We start from the raw sequence: 16,935 nt of genomic DNA, 5'->3' as shown, positions 1-16,935 counted from the left end.
GAGCTTAAAGAAAAGGATCTACTATGGATATTAGACAATTAACCTATTTTATTGCAGTTGCTGAAACAAAAAATTATTCCCACGCTGCTAAAAGTTTGTTTGTGACACAACCTACTCTTTCTCAATCAATTAAAAGGCTAGAGTCCGAGTTGAACACGACGCTTTTTACACAAAGTGGTCGGCAGCTATTACTAACCGAAGCTGGAGATATTCTTTATCACAAAGGCAAAGACCTTGTGGATGACTTTAATCAAATTGTTGCGGATATTCAGCAATTAAACCAAGAAAAAAAAGAGATGATTCGTGTTGGATTAACGTCATTGTTTGCTATACAATTCATGAAACAAATTTCAACCTTTATGGCTACTCACTCAAATGTTGAAGTATCGCTTATACAGGATGGTTCTCGCAAATTACAAGAATTATTGTCCCAAGGAAAAATTGATATTGGTCTTCTCTCCTTTCCAAGTATTCGAAAGGATATTACCATTGAGCCATTACAAACATCCACAAAAGGCTATAAGGTCAGTATCGTTCTTCCCAAACAGCACCCTTTGGCGCAACACCCTCAGTTAAAACTTAAAGATTTAAAAGGCTATAAGATTGCTTCTTTAAACGATCACTACATGCTAGGCGAAATGCTTCCTAGAAAATGCCGAGCTCTTGGTTTTGAACCAGATATTGTCTTTAAACACAATGATTGGGAAGTTCTTATTCATAGTTTGCACGATTTGAATGCCTTGACTATCCTCCCGAGTGATTTTGAGAGCCTTAATCAGGTAGATAACTTAGTTTGGATCCCTTTGCAAGATAAAAATGATTTTTACCCTATTGGGATTGCTTACCGAGATGATGCGAGTTTCAGTCCAGTTATTGAGGAATTTTTAAGCCTTTTAAAAACCAACTAGCGATTTGTGTAGTTAAAAATACTTTTGTAAACAAAGAAAGAATTGGAACAAGACAAGGAGTTCCAATTCTTTCTTTTATTTGATTTTTTCTTCTTTGTAATCACACGTTTCATTGCTACAAACCACTTGTTTGCCGCCACCACGTACTTTCTTTTCAACCAGATAGTCACCAGACTTAGGACAGTCACGTCCAACTGGTAAATCCCAAGAAGTGAAGTCACATTCTGGGTAGCGATCACAACCATAAAAAATCCGATTGCGCTTAGTTTTTCGTTCAATGACTTGTCCTTTATGACAAATTGGACAGGTAACACCGATTTCTTTAGTGATGGCTTTTGTATTACGACACTCAGGGAAGTTGCTGCACGCGTAAAATTTCCCAAAACGTCCTAACTTAATGACCATTGGGTGGCCACAAACATCACAGTCAAAACCAGCTGGTTCATCTTTGATTTGAATCTTTTCAATTTCAGACTCAGCCTTATTCAATTCTTTGACAAAGGGTTGATAGAATTGATCGATGACATGTTGCCATTCTTCTTCACCGATTTCAACTTGATCTAGCTTACCTTCCATCTCGGCAGTAAAGGCAACATCAACAATATCTGGGAAAAATTCGACAATAAGCTTGTTGACAATTTCCCCAAGCTCAGTTGGCTCAAAGCGCTTAGCAGATAATTTAACATAGTACCTGCGTTGAATCACTTCTAAGGTTGGGGCATAAGTTGATGGTCGACCGACCCCATTTTCTTCTAAAGTTTTGATCAGAGTTGCTTCAGAGTAACGAGCCGGAGGTTGCGTAAAGTGCTGTTCTGGAGAAGTTGATACCTTTTTAACAGTTTCTCCTTCTGCCATCTCAGGTAACATTTTGTTTTTATCTGAGTCATTGTAAACAGCCATATAACCATCAAATTTCATTTGGCTGCCATTGGCAACAAAAAGCACTCCATTTTGCTCCAAATTCACTTTAACTGTATCAAAGACAGCTGCTGTCATTTGGCTAGCCACAAAACGATTCCAAATCAGAGTATAAAGTTTTAACTGATCCTTGTTAAGGTATTTGGCAATAGCTTCTGGTGTATGATTGACGCTAGATGGACGAATAGCTTCGTGAGCATCTTGGGCACCACTGGTATTTTTGACACGATTTCCATGTTTAGAATAATTAGCTCCAAAACGATTACTGATAAATTGGGCAGCATCATTTTGCGCTACAGGACTAATCCGTGTAGAATCAGTACGCATATAGGTAATTAAACCTTGAGTTCCATTTTCTCCTAAATGAATCCCCTCATAGAGTTGTTGGGCTACCATCATGGTTTTACGCGTTCTGAAATTGATTTTATTAGCAGCATCTTGTTGTAGAGAAGAGGTCGTATAAGGTAATGGAGCATTTCGACGGCGCTCTTTTTTCTCAACCTTACTAACCAAGAAATCATCACCTTTTAATTTAGCAAGAACTGCTTTAACGTCATCATTGTTGGAAAGTTTCATCTTCTTGCCATCAAGACCGTAAAAACTTGCTTGAAACTTCTTGGTTCCTTTTTTGAAGAGGCCATCAATAGACCAGTATTCTTCTGGAACAAAGGCTTTGATTTCATTTTCACGGTCAATGATGAGTTTTAAAGCAACCGACTGGACACGTCCTGCTGAAAGGCCTTTTTTGACCTTTTTCCAAAGAATAGGTGAGATGGAGTAACCTACAATACGGTCCAAGACGCGACGGGCTTGTTGAGAATCCACTAAGTTCATGTCAATTTGGCGAGGTTCCACAAAAGCATTTTTCACCGCATCTTTGGTAATTTCATTGAAAACCACTCGGTTTTTATCTTCAGGATCGAGTCCTAGAATATGTGACAAATGCCAAGAAATAGCCTCTCCCTCACGGTCCGGGTCACTTGCCAAGTAAACTTTTTTAGCAGCTTTGGCTTCTTTTTTCAAAGAGTTGATAAGGGGGCCCTTACCACGGATATTAATGTATTGTGGCTCATAATTATTATCAAAATCAATAGACATAGAGGATTTTTTTAAGTCACGAATATGCCCTACTGAAGCGACAACTTTATAACTGCGTCCAAGATATTTTTCAATAGTCTTAGCTTTGGCAGGTGATTCAACAATAACAAGATTTTTCTTTGCTGCTGATTTCTTTTTAGTGGTAGACTTTTTAGTCCCCGTTTTCGGCTTAGTTGTAGTTTTTGTTCCCAATTCGACACACTTCCTATAACAGTTTGCTTAAAGCTTATAGCATAATATCCCATTTTTAAGGAACTGTCAATAAAAAAATGCTATATAGGAAGAAACTTTGTTATTTTTGATATTCAGAAAGGATGTCCATCCCTGATGTGACGCAGGTTGCTCCCTCTTTTATAAGCTGTAAACAACCTTCGGATTCGCCGTCCAAAATGTTCCCTGGAACAGCAAAAATATCTCGCCCCTCTTCTATCCCGATTTGACAAGTAATCAAGGAACCTGAGCGATTTTTTGCTTCAACGACGAGAATACCTCGACTAAGCCCTGCAATAATACGATTACGTTCCGGAAAGTGATACGATAGTGGTTCTTCTCCTGGACCGTATTCCGTCAAGATAAGGTGTTTCCTTCCTAAGAATGTTTGTAATTCTCGATTTTCTTTGGGATAAAAACGGTCTAATCCTGTTCCTATCACCGCAATGGTTTGTCCTCCGTTTTTAAGACAGGCTAAATGTGCACTAGTGTCAATACCTCGAGCGAGTCCGCTAACAATCACAAAACGGTTCCCGAGCTCTTTAAGAATTTTACGGACAGACTTTACTCCTGTATCGCTTGAGCGCCTGGAGCCAACAATGGCTAATTTAGGTTTATCAAGAAGATCTAAATTGCCTTGAAAAAACAAGAGGACGGGCGGATTATATATTTCTTTCAAAGCCATTGGGTAATGTTTATCTAGGATAGAAATACTAGGGAATTGTTTAAATTCCATTTTTAACTTTTGGATATCTAACTGCTTATAGGTTTCTATAAAGTGAGACGGGTGTTTACAACCAGAAACAACGGCCATGTCTCGAAGCGACAACGATTTTTCCTGTTGCTTTTGGTAGTCAAGAATATTGAGAATATTTTTGTTAGTCAGTCCAGCCTTCTTTAGCTTATAAAGTTCAAAATGATTCACTAAGTTACCTCCCTACTTCTTTTATTCGTAAAATAAAGAAAAAAAGTCTGCAATCTGCAGAACTTTTTAAAGGTTATTAGAATCAGTTAGTAAGCCTTAATAAGGATTACATGGACTTGATTGGTTCAAAACTCTTGCGATGAATTGGTGTTATCCCGTGTGTCCGCAAACCGTCCAAATGTTCTTTGGTACCATATCCTGAGTTTTTAGCAAAGCCATAACCAGAAAAAATGCGATCATAGTTAGCCATCATCTGATCTCTGGTGACCTTAGCTACAATTGATGCTGCTGCAATAGACAAGGAATTGGCATCGCCTTTAATAATAGACTGTTGTGGAATGGCAATATCCAATGTCATGGCATCAATCAAGAGATAATCTGGCTGTGTGAGTTGGCCCTCTAACTGTTTAATGGCTTCTAGCATAGCTAGTTTGGTTGCTTCATAAATATTGACCTCATCAATAAGCTGATTGTCAATAATACCGATACCGATAGCCAAAGCCTTTTCTTTCACTGCCTGATAAATGGTCTCATGCTTAGATTTAGGGATTTTTTTAGAATCATTCAGACCTTTAATTTTGCAATGTTGAGGTAAGATGACACAAGCTGCGACAACGGGACCTGCTAGGGGGCCACGTCCCACCTCATCAATACCTGCAATGGCTTGGTAGCCTTCTTTATAAAGCGCTTTTTCATAAGAAAGCATGGCTTCTAATCGTTCTTCCTCTGCTAAATCGGTCTGAATAGCCTTTTGTCGACTTTTTAGCGCTTTTTGGACGCCTAACCTAGCGTCAGTTGCCAATTCTTGAAAGAGGGGGTCTGAGAGGCTAGTAACAGCTTCCAAGCTTTCTTTGATGGCTTTAATACTAGTCGACATCTATATCTCCCACCTGATCTAAGGTGTATTGACCTAATTTACCATCACGAACTTCCTTGACGAATAAAGTGTAGAAACGGTCGTAATCATCTTTAAATCCCAGTTGGCGTGTCAAGGTCATAATGATTTCAGGAGCTTCTCCCTCAAGAGGAATATTCTTAAAACGCTTAGTAAGGCGACTAGGATAATGTGTTTTAAAGTAATTCAAACCAAAAATAGTGACCTCATCCATTGGTAGTAATTGGTCCTTGATAGCACCTGTTAAAGCTAATTTTAAGCCAACCAATTCGTCCTCAAATTTTGGCCATAAAATACCAGGGGTATCTAGAATTTCCAATTCCTTATTGGACTTCAACCATTGTTGCCCTTTGGTCACACCAGGTTTATTACCAACCACAGCAATTTTCTTACCAGCCAAGCGATTCATCAAGGTAGATTTACCAGCATTCGGAATGCCAATAATCATGGTTCGTAAGGTTTCTTTTTGAATACCACGATCACGTAGACGCTGAATTTTATCAGCCATGAGTTCCTTGGCTGCTTCTGTTACTTTTTTAACCGTTGATTGTTCTTTAGAATTGATGGCTAATGTTTTAATGCCCAGGCTTTCGTAGTAGGCTTTCCACTCTTTAGTTCGAGTTGCATCTGCCAAGTCAGCTTTATTTAAAATCATTAATTTAGGTTTATCACCAACAATTTTGGTGAGCATGGGATTTTGACTAGAAAGTGGCAAGCGTGCATCCACTAAAATAGTTACAAAGTCAACATGCTTTAAATTTTCCTGAACCTGTCTTCTGGCTTTGGACATGTGTCCAGGAAACCATTGAATAGTAGCCATAGAGTTTAAATTCCTTTCGTAGCAAGGTTTTTTATACATAACACTTGCTATTTTCTATTGGGGACCAAATAAGAGCCAACATTTTGCAGTCACAAAGCCAGCTGATTATCAATCTTTTTTTAGTTTCTTTTTTAAGAGAAAGAAAAACAGCCATTTATATAGCTTAGTGACTAAATTGATTTTAGACTACTCTTTTTCTCTAAAATCAGACAAAGAAAATTTGACCGCTTTATATTATATCATGATTTTTGTGATTTTTCCGACTTCTGTTCTATCTTAACCGTTTTCAAAAGCCTTTGAAAAAATAAAAACTGATTTATGAATTGAGTTAATCATCTCGTTATACATGTTTTATAATCTCATATTTCTCTTCAAGAAAGATTATTGTAGACTATTGTTCTAAGATTCAGATTAATATACAAAAATCTTAGAGCATCTTTCCAGCATCTGCTCTAAGATTTTTAGGATATCGATATGTCAAACTGCTAAACTAATTTAAGTCTTTTTCCTGTTCAACTTGTTCATTTAAATTGCTCTGCTATTTCTTATAAATAAGATTCTGTAGCTGAATTTACTTCATCGTATAATCGGAATTAGACACTCTAGTCAATCATCATGATAAAACTTGTTACAGCTAGGGCAACTGAATCAATCAAAGCCTAACGTTTAGTTCATTTATTAATTTTTAAGTTAGGAGCACTGATATATGGACTATTTCGGCTATACATCAGATTTAATTCTCACTAATAAAAAACTAGAAAAAACTAAAATTCCCATTGATAAATAAGCTGATAACTCTGTATGTTGTGTGGCTATAAAAACCATAAACATAGAAAGCAAACTTCCTATACAAGTTATTAGAAATCCCAAACCGGACTCAATCGCTCCCATTTTATCTTCTGGAACTTGTTTAAAAAACAACTCTTGGAGTTTAGGGTTGATTATCCCCATAAAGAAAGCACTTCCAAAAGCTCCAAAAAGAATTAAACTATAGTCAGAGAATAATATCCCAAAAGAAATAGTCAAATTTGCCATATTTGAAACTAAAATAGCCGTTCGTATAGATAATTTTTTAGTCAAAAAAGCAGTACAGATATTTCCTAAAATCATTCCTACAAAAACAGAAGTGGATAATAATCCTAAAGAAAAACCGACAGATAGACCCATGAATTGACGCTTTATTAGTAATAAACTAGATAAAGGCAGAATCATCCCCAAAATGCTTTGTCCGATAGCTAGTATAGTATATAGCTTTAGTATACTTGAAAAGCTAAACAACACTTGTAATGACTGCCAAATGTGAGTAACATAATTTTTTACATTAAAGTTTGTTGTCTGGGGCAATGTTTTTTCATAGTCTTCCAAATCCTTACGAATATAAAACAATCCTAAAAAAGCAAATAAGAAAGTCAAAGCATTTATCACCGCAAACCACTGTAAACTAATAAAACCTAAGGCTAATCCCCCACAAAGATTGGCAAAGACCTGTACTATACTCCCAATTGCTTGATTAAAACCCATTGCTTCAGCAACATCTTCACCAAGCAATTTTATATATAAAGGACTTATCATTGAACCTGTAAATCGTCCGAACATATCAGATAAAAGGTTAATGATACAAATAATTATAATACTAATGATGTTTAAATTGCTACCTGACAGTGCTGCTACAAAGAGATATAGTAAAAATTTACTGAACCCTAATACTAAGCTTTTTGTAATTCTATTTTTTTGAAAATCTGCAAAACTTCCTGTAAATAACTGCATTAAATGTGGCAATTCCTCTGAAGCAGTAATCAGAAAAACTGCAAGAGGAGCAAATGAATATCCTGATACTGCTTGCATGATCGCTAAATAAAACATTGTATCTCCTAATAAAGAGATGTTTTGATTCAGCGAGAGTTGCCTGAAATCTCTATTTTTTAAAAAAACATTCATCGTTTTGACTTCCTATCTAAACTAAATAAAAATTTCTCTTTTAATATTGTCCAGTAAATACCAAAAGTTCCTGTACCAAAATCAAAAACTGATTGACTAGGACACTCGCTTTGAAAAACTAAATAATCATTCGAATCTCGATAAGACCGTGTCAATAAAATTATCACAATTTTATTATACAATTCTTTATTTTCTGTATATGCAATCGTTTGTAATAAGCTAGCTAATCCATGACAGTAACTAGTCCCCATATTAAGATGCTGCTTAAACAATTCATTTTGAGCTTTAATCAGTAACAACTGATATTTTTCCTGTTTAACTAAACATAAATATAATATCAACCCTGAAAAACCTTCACACCAGGAATAATCTAATGACTTAAGTTTATCAAAACCTGTTAACAGTTGTTTCCTGATTACATCTGCAATAAAGTCTGAGAAACTATTTATTGCGTCATCATAAATATCATCCTTATAGATTCGAGAATAACAGTTTAGCACATAAGCAAGGCCTGCTTTTCCATGGGCAAAACCATATTCCATTAAGTTATTTACAGATATTGTTGAAAAAGAATTAAAAATCTCTTCAATATTCTCTTTAATAAATAAATCAACTTGCACATCTTCTATGACACTGGAATATTTCATTAAAGACAATAGTATTCCAGCTTTCCCTAAGGCAAAGTCAACACATTTTTCATTTTTATATTGTTCCATAAGATTTTGAACAATTTGTTCACAGAAGAAAAGGTAATCGGGATCAGTACTAGTTTCAAAGGTAGTAATCAAAGACCATAAATAACCTGAACGACCAAATAATAAGGAATTCTCGTACTCAAATGGTGCCAAAAGATTATTTACTTCATTGACCTGAGTAATTAGATTCTTTATTTTCTCTGATCTTCCATGATAAAATTTATTTATCATAACTATATAACCAGCTAAGCCATGTTGGATTGATAACGGACTGATAAATTCTCCAAATTCGCTTGACTTCGCAATTCGGCCATGCTTATCTACCGTTCGGTTTAATAAATCATTTGTGATTTCAATAATTTCTTTATGAAAATCATAAGAAAAGGAATGGTTAGATAAAGTTGAAGGCAGACTTTCACTTCTATCCTCAAGTAACATTGGAATATTTTGACTGGTCTGTGTGGACTCACTCATCTTTAAGACTATTTTTATCCAAGATGATTGGTAAGGAGTCAAATCATCCGATTCTACAGCAAGATCGATTACTAGCATTACCTTCTGCATAGAACTCAAATTTAATTTTCCGTCACCCTTTGAAACTGGCAGTACATGTCCTATCAAAATAGCTATAGCTACCATGCCTAGAGCAAAGTAACCTTGCTGTATATTTGCAATGGATAAATCCGTATCTTGGTTCAACATACCCGGTGTTTGAACACGCCGAACGGGGGCTTTTTCATTACTTATATTTTCTAAATCAATCAAGCTTACCTGACCATTTTCTTTATAGATGAAATTCGTTGGAGACAAATCTACTAACAAATATCCTTCACGATGAAGTTCATTAATAATTTGAACTATATTCTGAATATATTGTTCTTTCTGCTTAGTAGAAACACCGTTCCTTAAAGCTATCTCAAAAAAATTCTTTCCAGAAATCTCTGTTTGAACTAAAAAGTAATTACCTTCTAAATAAAAATCATCTACATAATTTGCAGTATAACTTTTATCTAAAAATTCTTGCAACATCATTTTCTCATTTTTTAGTTCATTTATCGCCATCCATTTCTCATCATTACTATTCCCAACAAATGGTCGAGCTTGTTTTATAATTACAGGTTGTTCTGTGTCTTTTTTGACAGCACGATACACATTCCCTCTATTAGTTTTTTTTAGAATAGAAATAAAATGGTAATTTTGTAGTTTTGAGTTATAGATTGTTTCTTTTTTATTTGAAAAATAATAATCTTTTTCTTCCTCAGAAAACAGCGGAACTACCCAGTTTGGAGTATAAGGAGTGCTACCTCTAACATCCTCTACCAAATTCCCTTTGTCGTCTTCTATCATATGAATGATTTTATTTTTCTTCTGGTTAAATACACGTCGTGCTTGAAAACCGCCATATCGATAATGAATCGGTGAATTTATTCCAAGCTGAAAATCACTCATAATTTGAGGAGCTTGATAGTCTTTCAATAAATCGTTAAGTTTAATAATTAAGTGTCTAGCCTCTTTACAATTATTCGGATAAATTGTGATAAATTTATTTGCAGTAGAGGTATCATTTCGAGGAGAGTTAATTTCTGCTAATACTGTACTATTTTTAGCAACCTTAAAGTTACATTTTTCTTGTAGCAATAGTTTTGAAACTTTCTCAAAGATGATAAGAGCATCAGTCATCTGACTGCTGATGTGAATCTTCCATCCCTGCTTTTTGAGTTTTTTTCCGATAGAATAATAAACCCAAGTTTCATTTTCTTCCTAAGCAGTAGGTTCAAAACTAGTAATTGCATTATTTAATAAATCCATATTTTATACCAATATAAAACAAACAGGCATAGACTTGCCTATGCCTGTCTAATAAGTATTAACTAAAAGTTGAGCCACAAACTACAATTGTTGCTTTGCAGATTTTCCATTCAATTGATGGTGTGAACTCTACTGGCAATGTTTCCAATTCAAGTAATGAATTCATAAATTTCTCTCCTTTCTGTATGAGTAGAACTTTTGTTCCTACTAAGTTTACTAAAATATAAAAGACACTTACTTTTTTCCCATATATGCTTGCTGACTATCTTCCGCTAAATTCTTTTTCAAATGACCTTCATAAGTTTTTGCTAAAGAGTTACTTCCGGCTAATTGTATTGCGGTAATACAATTTTTCATCTCAGTAACAGCATTACTACTTCTTTCTTTTTTGTACAGATATAAATTTTGGGCATACTTAAAAACTAAGCGTTCATAAATTTCTGTCTCTATAAAAAAACATTGATTTAACAGTTTTTCAAAGTATAACGCATCAATAAACTTTTCTCTTTCAATACATGTAATGTATGCATTAAGCAACATGGTTGAGATCATCCGTCGATTATTAGGAATTTCTTTGTAAAAGTCTGACCGCCGAGACATTTCCCTCGCTAAAACCATGAAAACATCATGGTTTATGACATCTAAAGTATTCATGAAAATCAATAATTCATAATATCCCCAGTATTCTACACTAAATAAATAGTCAGTTAAGTCATCTAAATCCTTTTTATCGTAGTAATTTTCTCCTGATAAATCTTGTAGGCGAATTTTCAATAAAATCATATTGATTTGATGAAATTTCTGTCGTTTATTCTCCGATTCCATCTGTGAATAAAGAAGTTTTTTCATGCCTTCGACATCACGGGTAGATACAAAGTGGCGTACTTTTAATAAAAGTTCGTTTAAGTCATCTCGACGAAAGTCGTGAACCGCATACATAAACTCATCAATCGGCATATTGATTTCATCTAAGATAAGCATGAACTTTGAAACTGTTAAATCTGTCTCTCCCTTCTCAAATCGTGAGAGCTGAGACGTTGAAATACCTGCTTTTGCAATATCTTTTAACTTTAGCCCTCTTGATTCTCTAAACTTTTTAAAAATTTCTCCAAAATTTTTCATTTTAAACCTCTATCACGCATATATGGGAATAAATTTAAATTAACTTCATAATAGCATACAATATGAAAAAATAAAAGTGAGGATTATCACATGAAAAAACACGGTTTGTTAACACTTCTTCTGATTATATGAGAAAGTATTATTGTTATTGGTATAGGATAAGTCAAAGATCTAGTTGTTCACATTGAATGATTAGATTTTTTATTTTTTGGAACAGCTAATTGCTTTGAAAATAGGGAAATTGAGGATAATCATTGGCTATGATTTACAGTTTTCACTTGCAATTAGTTTTTATTAATCATATAATCTAGTTATCAAAACTAGATAGAAGAGTGACAAATGATTTTCCCATCATTACCTTATTGGCAAGACCTTCCTGATTTAGACCTTTATTTAGATCAAGTTCTATTGTACGTCAATCAATGCACGGATTTTTCTATGGTGTCAGATAATAAATCGTTAACGGCATCAATGATTAATAATTACGTTAAACATGGTTACGTGGCTAAACCTATCAAGAAAAAATACCAAAAGCAACAACTAGCGCGCTTAATTGCCATCAGTTTGTTTAAAATGGTATTTCCTATTCAAGACATTAGTCGAGTATTGCAAAAATTACAGTCAGAAGCTGATTCGGAAAGACTTTACAACACCTTTGTGTCCTGTTGGAATCAGCAAGTTCCCATTGAGGAAGACGTTCCGCAGATTGTGCAGGTTGCCTGTCAAACGGTCAAAGATTACCACAAAACTATTTATTTATCACAGGAGGTGACACAATGAACCAAACCTTTAAACAAAGTCTTCCGTTGTCCTTTAACGAGGAAGTGGCTAATAGTGTGACACATGCTATTGGGGCATTGGCTATGCTAATCTTACTGCCTATTTCGGCTAGTTACTCTTACCAAACCTATGACATCAAAGCAGCTGTTGGAATCTCCATCTTTGTTATTAGTCTTTTTCTGATGTTTCTATCTTCTACGATTTACCATTCTATGGCCTATGGTTCTCTGCATAAATACATTTTACGTATTATTGATCACAGTATGATTTACATTGCTATTGCAGGGAGTTATACACCAGTTGCCCTGTCTCTTGTTTCCGGTTGGCTAGGTTATGTGATTATTGTTCTACAGTGGGGGATCACACTTTTTGGTATTTTATACAAAATTTTTGCCAAACGCATTAATGAAAAATTTAGCCTTATCCTTTATATTGTCATGGGTTGGCTTGTTATTTTTGTCTTACCTGTTATCATTCAGAAAACAAGCCTTACTTTTGGCCTCCTTATGCTACTAGGAGGCTTAGCTTACACCATTGGTGCGGCTTTTTATGCCAAAAAAAGACCTTACTTTCACATGATTTGGCATCTTTTCATCTTATTGGCCTCAACCCTTCAATTTATTGCCATCACCTTCTTTATGCTTTAAAATAGGTGGTCTGATAAGAGTCAAACAGAGTTTCCTATGCCTTTTTTATAGGGACATTCCTTAAGAGAAATGGTATAATGGTTAACAATTAATAAGTGATTAGAAAGTAGAGACCTCATGAAAACTGTTCGTATTTTTTACAATCCCAATTCTGGAAAAAAAGAAGATCAGCTTGCCAGTGACGTTAGAGACTATTTTCTTCATCATGGCTTTTCCGAAAAAGATGTTGAAGTGATTACCCCTAAAGATGCAGACCAAGCTTTCCTCCTAGCGAAACAAGCTGCCAAAGATCATATCGACCTCGTCATTCCTTTGGGAGGAGATGGTACGCTTAATAAAATTATCGGTGGTGTATATGAGGGAGGAGCTCACTGTTTAATTGGCTTAGTCCCGTCAGGAACGGTTAATAATTTTGCGAAGGCTCTCCATGCTCCCTTACAAACTTCTGAGGCATTAGATACTATTTTATCTGGTCAAGTGAAGAAAGTTGACATTTGCAAAGCCAATCACCATTACATGATTTCTAGTTTGACGCTTGGGTTACTAGCTGATATTGCTGCAGATGTAACGGCTGATGAGAAAAGACGGTTTGGTCCCTTAGCCTTTTTGAAAGATAGTATTCGAATACTGAGACGAAATCGCAGCTATCATATCTCATTGATTAGCCACAATCATCATATTCATTTAAAAACAAAATTTTTATTAATTACCATGACTAATACCATAGCTGGTTTTCCTTCCTTCTCCCCAGGAGCACAAGCTGACGACGGCTACTTCCAAGTCTACACCATGAAAAAAGTTTCCTTCTTTAAATTTTTATGGCACATTAATGATTTCAGACAAGGCGATTTCTCCAAAGCAGAAGAAATTAGTCATTTCCAAACCAATAGTCTAACCCTTCTGCCTCAGCGTCATAAGCAAACCATCTCTCCTCGTTCCCGAATTGATGGAGATAAAAGTGACTACCTTCCTATTCAGTTAGACCTGATTCCAAAAGCAGTTTCCATTATCGTTCCTAAAGACAATTAAAAAAAGTGCCGTAAGGCACTTTTTTGTCTTATCTAAAAGGTTAACTTTTGTTTTTTTCTGAATTGTCTTCAATATCTGTCTTATCGCTTTTGAGTTGGTTCACTTTAGATTGGATAGTGTGACTAGTTGTTTCACTAAATCCTTCTACCTTTTCTTTAGCCTGTTCTAATGAGTCCTCAACCGTTTCTGCGGCAATACCGCCATACACTTCGACAGCATCTTTAGTATCTTGCCATTTTTCTTCTACCGTTTCTGCCGCAATCCCACCATATACTTCAACAGCATCTTTGGATTCTTGGATTTTTTCGGAAACCGTGTCTAGTACTTTTTTACTTTTATCATGCAAGTAAGTGTTAAGATTTTCAATCTTCTTAGCACTCTCTTTCAACAACTGGTCTTTTTTAGAAGATGAAAGACTCAAATAAGCAATCGTTGCTGCGGCTGAACCTAACAATAATCCTAAAAAGATGCCATGATTTTTCTTAGCCATTGGCTGACCTACTTTCTGTTAGTCGGAGTTTTACTGTCGTTAATAATTTTTTTTGCCAGTTTGACAGCTGGAACGACCAGTAAAACAAGTTGTAAGACTTCGGTAAATTTAATATTTCGTTTTTTCATGAAGCAAATTACTCCTTTTTATCTTTTCCTGATAAATGATCAACAAATCCTTTGAGACTATCTTTAGCATCATCAAGCACTTCTGCAAGCTTCCCTTTAGTATGTTCAGCTTTGCCTTCTGCCTCCAAAGATTTATCATCTGTTAGATGACCTACAGTTTCTTTAATTTTTCCTGAGATTTGGTCTCGTTTAGCATCAAATTTTTCTTCTGACATCGTTACACGCCCTTTCAATTGATGAGTCACCACATTGTCTTATCTAAAAGGATTAATGAATGGTTGCCAAAGTGACTACACCAATTATGTTTGTATTTTCAATAAAATAAGACTCAATCAAATGCTTTGTAAAATAGTTACTAAAGCCTTATATCATCTTAATTTAAAAAGTGACAACACATTTATTAATTTATATTGTCATTATATCATGAGTAAGGTATCTCGTCAAAGATTTTGATTGGTTGGCGTTAACTAGCTTTTCATAATAGTTACCAGATTTTGGCTACTATTAAAAAATCCAAGACCTTTTGAGATCTTGGAAATCTACTTATGTTAACTGATTGAAATCCCAAACATCGGTGACCCAACCGTTGTAAAAGTCAGGTTCGTGGCAGACCATTAAAATGGATCCTTTATAAGCTTTCAGAGCACGTTTGAGTTCATCTTTAGCATCCACGTCTAAATGGTTGGTTGGCTCGTCCAAAATAAGGACATTATTCTCACGATTCATGAGTAAACAGAAGCGTACCTTAGCTTGTTCGCCACCAGAAAGCACTTGGATTTGGCTTTCAATATGTTTTGATGTCAGGCCACAACGGGCAAGAGCTGCTCGTACCTCAGCCTGATTCAAAGCTGGAAAGGCATCCCAAACAGCTTCTAAAGGTGTTTGACGGTTACCACCTGCTACTTCTTGTTCAAAATATCCAACTTCTAAGAAGTCTCCTGTTTCAACCTCCCCTTCTAACGGTTGAATAATTCCTAATAGGCTCTTGAGGAGGGTAGATTTTCCGATACCGTTGGCCCCAATAATAGCAATTTTTTGATTGCGCTCAAAGTTAAGGTTTAAAGGCTCTTTGGTTAAAGGACGGTCATAACCAATCACAAGATCTTTAGCTTGGAAAATAAAACGGCTCGGAGTTCTTGCTTCCTTAAAGTCAAAACTTGGTTTTGGTTTTTCTGCTTGAAGCTCAATCAAATCCATTTTATCCAGCTTCTTCTGGCGAGACATGGCCATATTACGCGTTGCTACTCTAGCTTTATTACGATTAACAAAGTCTTGCAAGTCCGCAATTTCCTTTTGTTGGCGTTCATAGGCTGCTTCTAACTGGGATTTTTTCATGTCATAGACCGCTTGGAACTGATTATAATCACCAGTGTAGCGAACCAAATCTTGATTTTCAACATGATAAACAATATTAATCACATCGTTCAAGAAAGGAATATCATGCGAAATTAAAACAAAGGCATTCTCATAGTTTTGCAAGTAGCGCTTGAGCCACTCAATATGTTCTGCATCGAGGTAGTTTGTTGGCTCATCTAATAGAAGAATATCTGGTTTTTCCAGCAATAGCTTAGCCAATAAGATTTTAGTTCGTTGGCCACCTGATAGAGCAGTGACATCAGATTCCATCCCAAAATCCATCACCCCTAAGGCACGTGCCACTTCATCAATTTTAGCATCCAAAATATAGAAATCACGGCTTTCCAGACGATCTTGCAGTTCGCCGACTTCTTCCATCAAGGCATCAACATCTGCTCCTTCATCTGCCATTGACAGGTAAATGGCATTGATGCGCTCTTCGGTCTTAAATAACTCATCAAAGGCTGTTCGCAGGACATCTCGAACGGTTTGCCCAGCTTCAAGCACTGTGTGTTGATCCAAGTACCCTGCAGTAACATATTTGGACCATTCAATTTTTCCTTCATCTGGCTGGAGGTGACCAGTAACAATACTCATGAAGGTTGACTTGCCTTCACCATTTGCCCCAACCAAACCAATATGTTCTCCCTTGAGAAGACGGAAAGATACATTTTCAAAAATAGCACGATCACCAAAACCGTGACTAAGTTGTTTCACTTCTAAAATACTCATGACTTCTTCCTTAATAATCATCAAAAAAGCCGTTAAAACGGCTTTTTACATTTATTCAATTATGGCAAAATTGTAACTTTTTGTCAATGAAGGAATAGTTGAATCATTCCCGTAGTTACTATTTCACTTAAGGAGTTTGCGCCATTTCAAAAAACAAGTCTACATTCATAAAAAAGCTACTACTTCCTAACTTAGAAAGCAGAAGATTTTCGAAAATACACGAAAAAGGGCGCAAAAATTCCTTGTAGTTACAGCAATTTTTTCGAACGGTTAAACTACCCAGCTGCCTAAGTGCTCTCTTTGTCCTGCTTTGAGTTTTGACAGCGCAAAACCAATCATAACCAAAAAACTCATACTGACTGCCACGTTCATCTTCTTAAGTCCTCGTATGGTATGGGTTTCTAAACGAAAATCTCGGTCAAGTCTGCCATTCAC

The 16,935-nt window shown here is 35.7% G+C and carries 14 protein-coding genes and 1 pseudogene; 4 read left to right on the top strand and 11 right to left on the bottom strand.

Annotated features, from left to right (window positions below; all coding sequences use genetic code 11):
* The first annotated feature begins 23 nt into the window (after positions 1-23).
* Positions 24-908 carry a LysR family transcriptional regulator gene (locus tag ACYTR8_RS07630; protein ID WP_111716435.1) on the top strand — a complete coding sequence of 295 codons (885 nt, stop codon included), beginning with the start codon at positions 24-26 and terminating at the stop codon, positions 906-908.
* A gap of 75 nt (positions 909-983) precedes the next feature.
* On the opposite strand, the gene topA is transcribed toward ACYTR8_RS07630, so the two are convergent.
* The 8 genes and pseudogenes from topA to ACYTR8_RS07590 form a co-directional block, all read right to left on the bottom strand.
* Positions 984-3,116: a type I DNA topoisomerase gene (topA, locus tag ACYTR8_RS07625; protein ID WP_111716437.1), complete on the bottom strand. Its 2,133-nt coding sequence runs from the start codon at positions 3,114-3,116 to the stop codon at positions 984-986.
* A 100-nt stretch (positions 3,117-3,216) separates the two neighbouring features.
* Positions 3,217-4,059: a DNA-processing protein DprA gene (gene dprA, locus ACYTR8_RS07620; RefSeq protein ID WP_049519444.1), complete on the bottom strand. Its 843-nt coding sequence runs from the start codon at positions 4,057-4,059 to the stop codon at positions 3,217-3,219.
* A 106-nt stretch (positions 4,060-4,165) separates the two neighbouring features.
* Positions 4,166-4,936 (bottom strand): ribonuclease HII, encoded by a 771-nt coding sequence (locus ACYTR8_RS07615; protein WP_479641957.1) that lies wholly within the window; start codon positions 4,934-4,936, stop codon positions 4,166-4,168.
* The gene (ylqF, locus tag ACYTR8_RS07610; RefSeq protein WP_479641958.1) at positions 4,926-5,774 is read right to left on the bottom strand and encodes a ribosome biogenesis GTPase YlqF; all 849 of its coding nucleotides are present in this window, start codon (positions 5,772-5,774) and stop codon (positions 4,926-4,928) included. Before ylqF ends, ACYTR8_RS07615 begins: the two co-directional genes overlap by 11 nt.
* A gap of 720 nt (positions 5,775-6,494) precedes the next feature.
* Positions 6,495-7,712 (bottom strand): MFS transporter, encoded by a 1,218-nt coding sequence (locus ACYTR8_RS07605; protein ID WP_111716446.1) that lies wholly within the window; start codon positions 7,710-7,712, stop codon positions 6,495-6,497.
* Positions 7,709-9,559, bottom strand: a complete 1,851-nt coding sequence (locus ACYTR8_RS07600; RefSeq protein ID WP_479650925.1) for a lanthionine synthetase LanC family protein — start codon at positions 9,557-9,559, stop codon at positions 7,709-7,711. Before ACYTR8_RS07600 ends, ACYTR8_RS07605 begins: the two co-directional genes overlap by 4 nt.
* A 114-nt stretch (positions 9,560-9,673) precedes the next feature.
* Positions 9,674-10,153 (bottom strand): annotated as a pseudogene (locus ACYTR8_RS07595) (class III lanthionine synthetase LanKC N-terminal domain-containing protein); the annotation flags it as partial.
* A 297-nt stretch (positions 10,154-10,450) separates the two neighbouring features.
* Positions 10,451-11,338: an Rgg/GadR/MutR family transcriptional regulator gene (locus ACYTR8_RS07590; RefSeq protein ID WP_479641959.1), complete on the bottom strand. Its 888-nt coding sequence runs from the start codon at positions 11,336-11,338 to the stop codon at positions 10,451-10,453.
* A gap of 339 nt (positions 11,339-11,677) precedes the next feature.
* On the opposite strand from ACYTR8_RS07590, the gene ACYTR8_RS07585 reads away from it, so the two are divergent.
* The 3 genes from ACYTR8_RS07585 (at position 11,678) to ACYTR8_RS07575 (ending at position 13,794) form a co-directional block, all read left to right on the top strand.
* Positions 11,678-12,118 carry a DUF1836 domain-containing protein gene (locus ACYTR8_RS07585; RefSeq protein WP_012766960.1) on the top strand — a complete coding sequence of 147 codons (441 nt, stop codon included), beginning with the start codon at positions 11,678-11,680 and terminating at the stop codon, positions 12,116-12,118.
* Entirely contained in the window at positions 12,115-12,765 is a 651-nt protein-coding gene (gene trhA / locus ACYTR8_RS07580; protein ID WP_479641960.1) for a PAQR family membrane homeostasis protein TrhA, read from the top strand. The genes ACYTR8_RS07585 and trhA overlap by 4 nt, the downstream gene beginning before the upstream one ends.
* A gap of 117 nt (positions 12,766-12,882) precedes the next feature.
* On the top strand, positions 12,883-13,794 hold the full coding sequence (locus ACYTR8_RS07575) for a diacylglycerol/lipid kinase family protein (RefSeq protein ID WP_443597653.1): 912 nt from the start codon (positions 12,883-12,885) through the stop codon (positions 13,792-13,794).
* Positions 13,795-13,834: 40 nt separating this feature from the next.
* Here the strand turns inward: ACYTR8_RS07575 and ACYTR8_RS07570 are convergent, their stop codons facing one another.
* From ACYTR8_RS07570 to ACYTR8_RS07560, 3 genes are all read right to left on the bottom strand, one after another.
* A complete protein-coding gene (locus ACYTR8_RS07570) occupies positions 13,835-14,284 on the bottom strand; it encodes a hypothetical protein (protein WP_479641961.1) in 450 nt (149 codons plus the stop codon).
* A 136-nt stretch (positions 14,285-14,420) separates the two neighbouring features.
* Entirely contained in the window at positions 14,421-14,627 is a 207-nt protein-coding gene (locus tag ACYTR8_RS07565) for a CsbD family protein (protein WP_003057010.1), read from the bottom strand.
* Between the two features lie 328 nt (positions 14,628-14,955).
* On the bottom strand, positions 14,956-16,500 hold the full coding sequence (locus ACYTR8_RS07560; protein WP_269760442.1) for an ABC-F family ATP-binding cassette domain-containing protein: 1,545 nt from the start codon (positions 16,498-16,500) through the stop codon (positions 14,956-14,958).
* Positions 16,501-16,935 lie beyond the last annotated feature (435 nt).

The sequence above is a fragment of the Streptococcus sp. F2 genome, from assembly GCF_056500955.1.
This window is presented reverse-complemented; position numbering and strand designations above follow the sequence as displayed.

What these genes read in the sequence shown, in the direction of transcription:
- trhA (WP_479641960.1), top strand. Translation starts at nt 12,115, where the DNA reads ATGAACCAAACCTTTAAACAAAGTCTTCCGTTGTCCTTTAACGAGGAA.
- ACYTR8_RS07615 (WP_479641957.1), bottom strand. Translation starts at nt 4,936, where the DNA reads ATGTCGACTAGTATTAAAGCCATCAAAGAAAGCTTGGAAGCTGTTACT.
- ACYTR8_RS07605 (WP_111716446.1), bottom strand. Translation starts at nt 7,712, where the DNA reads ATGAATGTTTTTTTAAAAAATAGAGATTTCAGGCAACTCTCGCTGAAT.
- ACYTR8_RS07585 (WP_012766960.1), top strand. Translation starts at nt 11,678, where the DNA reads ATGATTTTCCCATCATTACCTTATTGGCAAGACCTTCCTGATTTAGAC.
- ylqF (WP_479641958.1), bottom strand. Translation starts at nt 5,774, where the DNA reads ATGGCTACTATTCAATGGTTTCCTGGACACATGTCCAAAGCCAGAAGA.
- ACYTR8_RS07565 (WP_003057010.1), bottom strand. Translation starts at nt 14,627, where the DNA reads ATGTCAGAAGAAAAATTTGATGCTAAACGAGACCAAATCTCAGGAAAA.
- ACYTR8_RS07590 (WP_479641959.1), bottom strand. Translation starts at nt 11,338, where the DNA reads ATGAAAAATTTTGGAGAAATTTTTAAAAAGTTTAGAGAATCAAGAGGG.
- ACYTR8_RS07570 (WP_479641961.1), bottom strand. Translation starts at nt 14,284, where the DNA reads ATGGCTAAGAAAAATCATGGCATCTTTTTAGGATTATTGTTAGGTTCA.
- ACYTR8_RS07560 (WP_269760442.1), bottom strand. Translation starts at nt 16,500, where the DNA reads ATGAGTATTTTAGAAGTGAAACAACTTAGTCACGGTTTTGGTGATCGT.
- ACYTR8_RS07630 (WP_111716435.1), top strand. Translation starts at nt 24, where the DNA reads ATGGATATTAGACAATTAACCTATTTTATTGCAGTTGCTGAAACAAAA.
- ACYTR8_RS07575 (WP_443597653.1), top strand. Translation starts at nt 12,883, where the DNA reads ATGAAAACTGTTCGTATTTTTTACAATCCCAATTCTGGAAAAAAAGAA.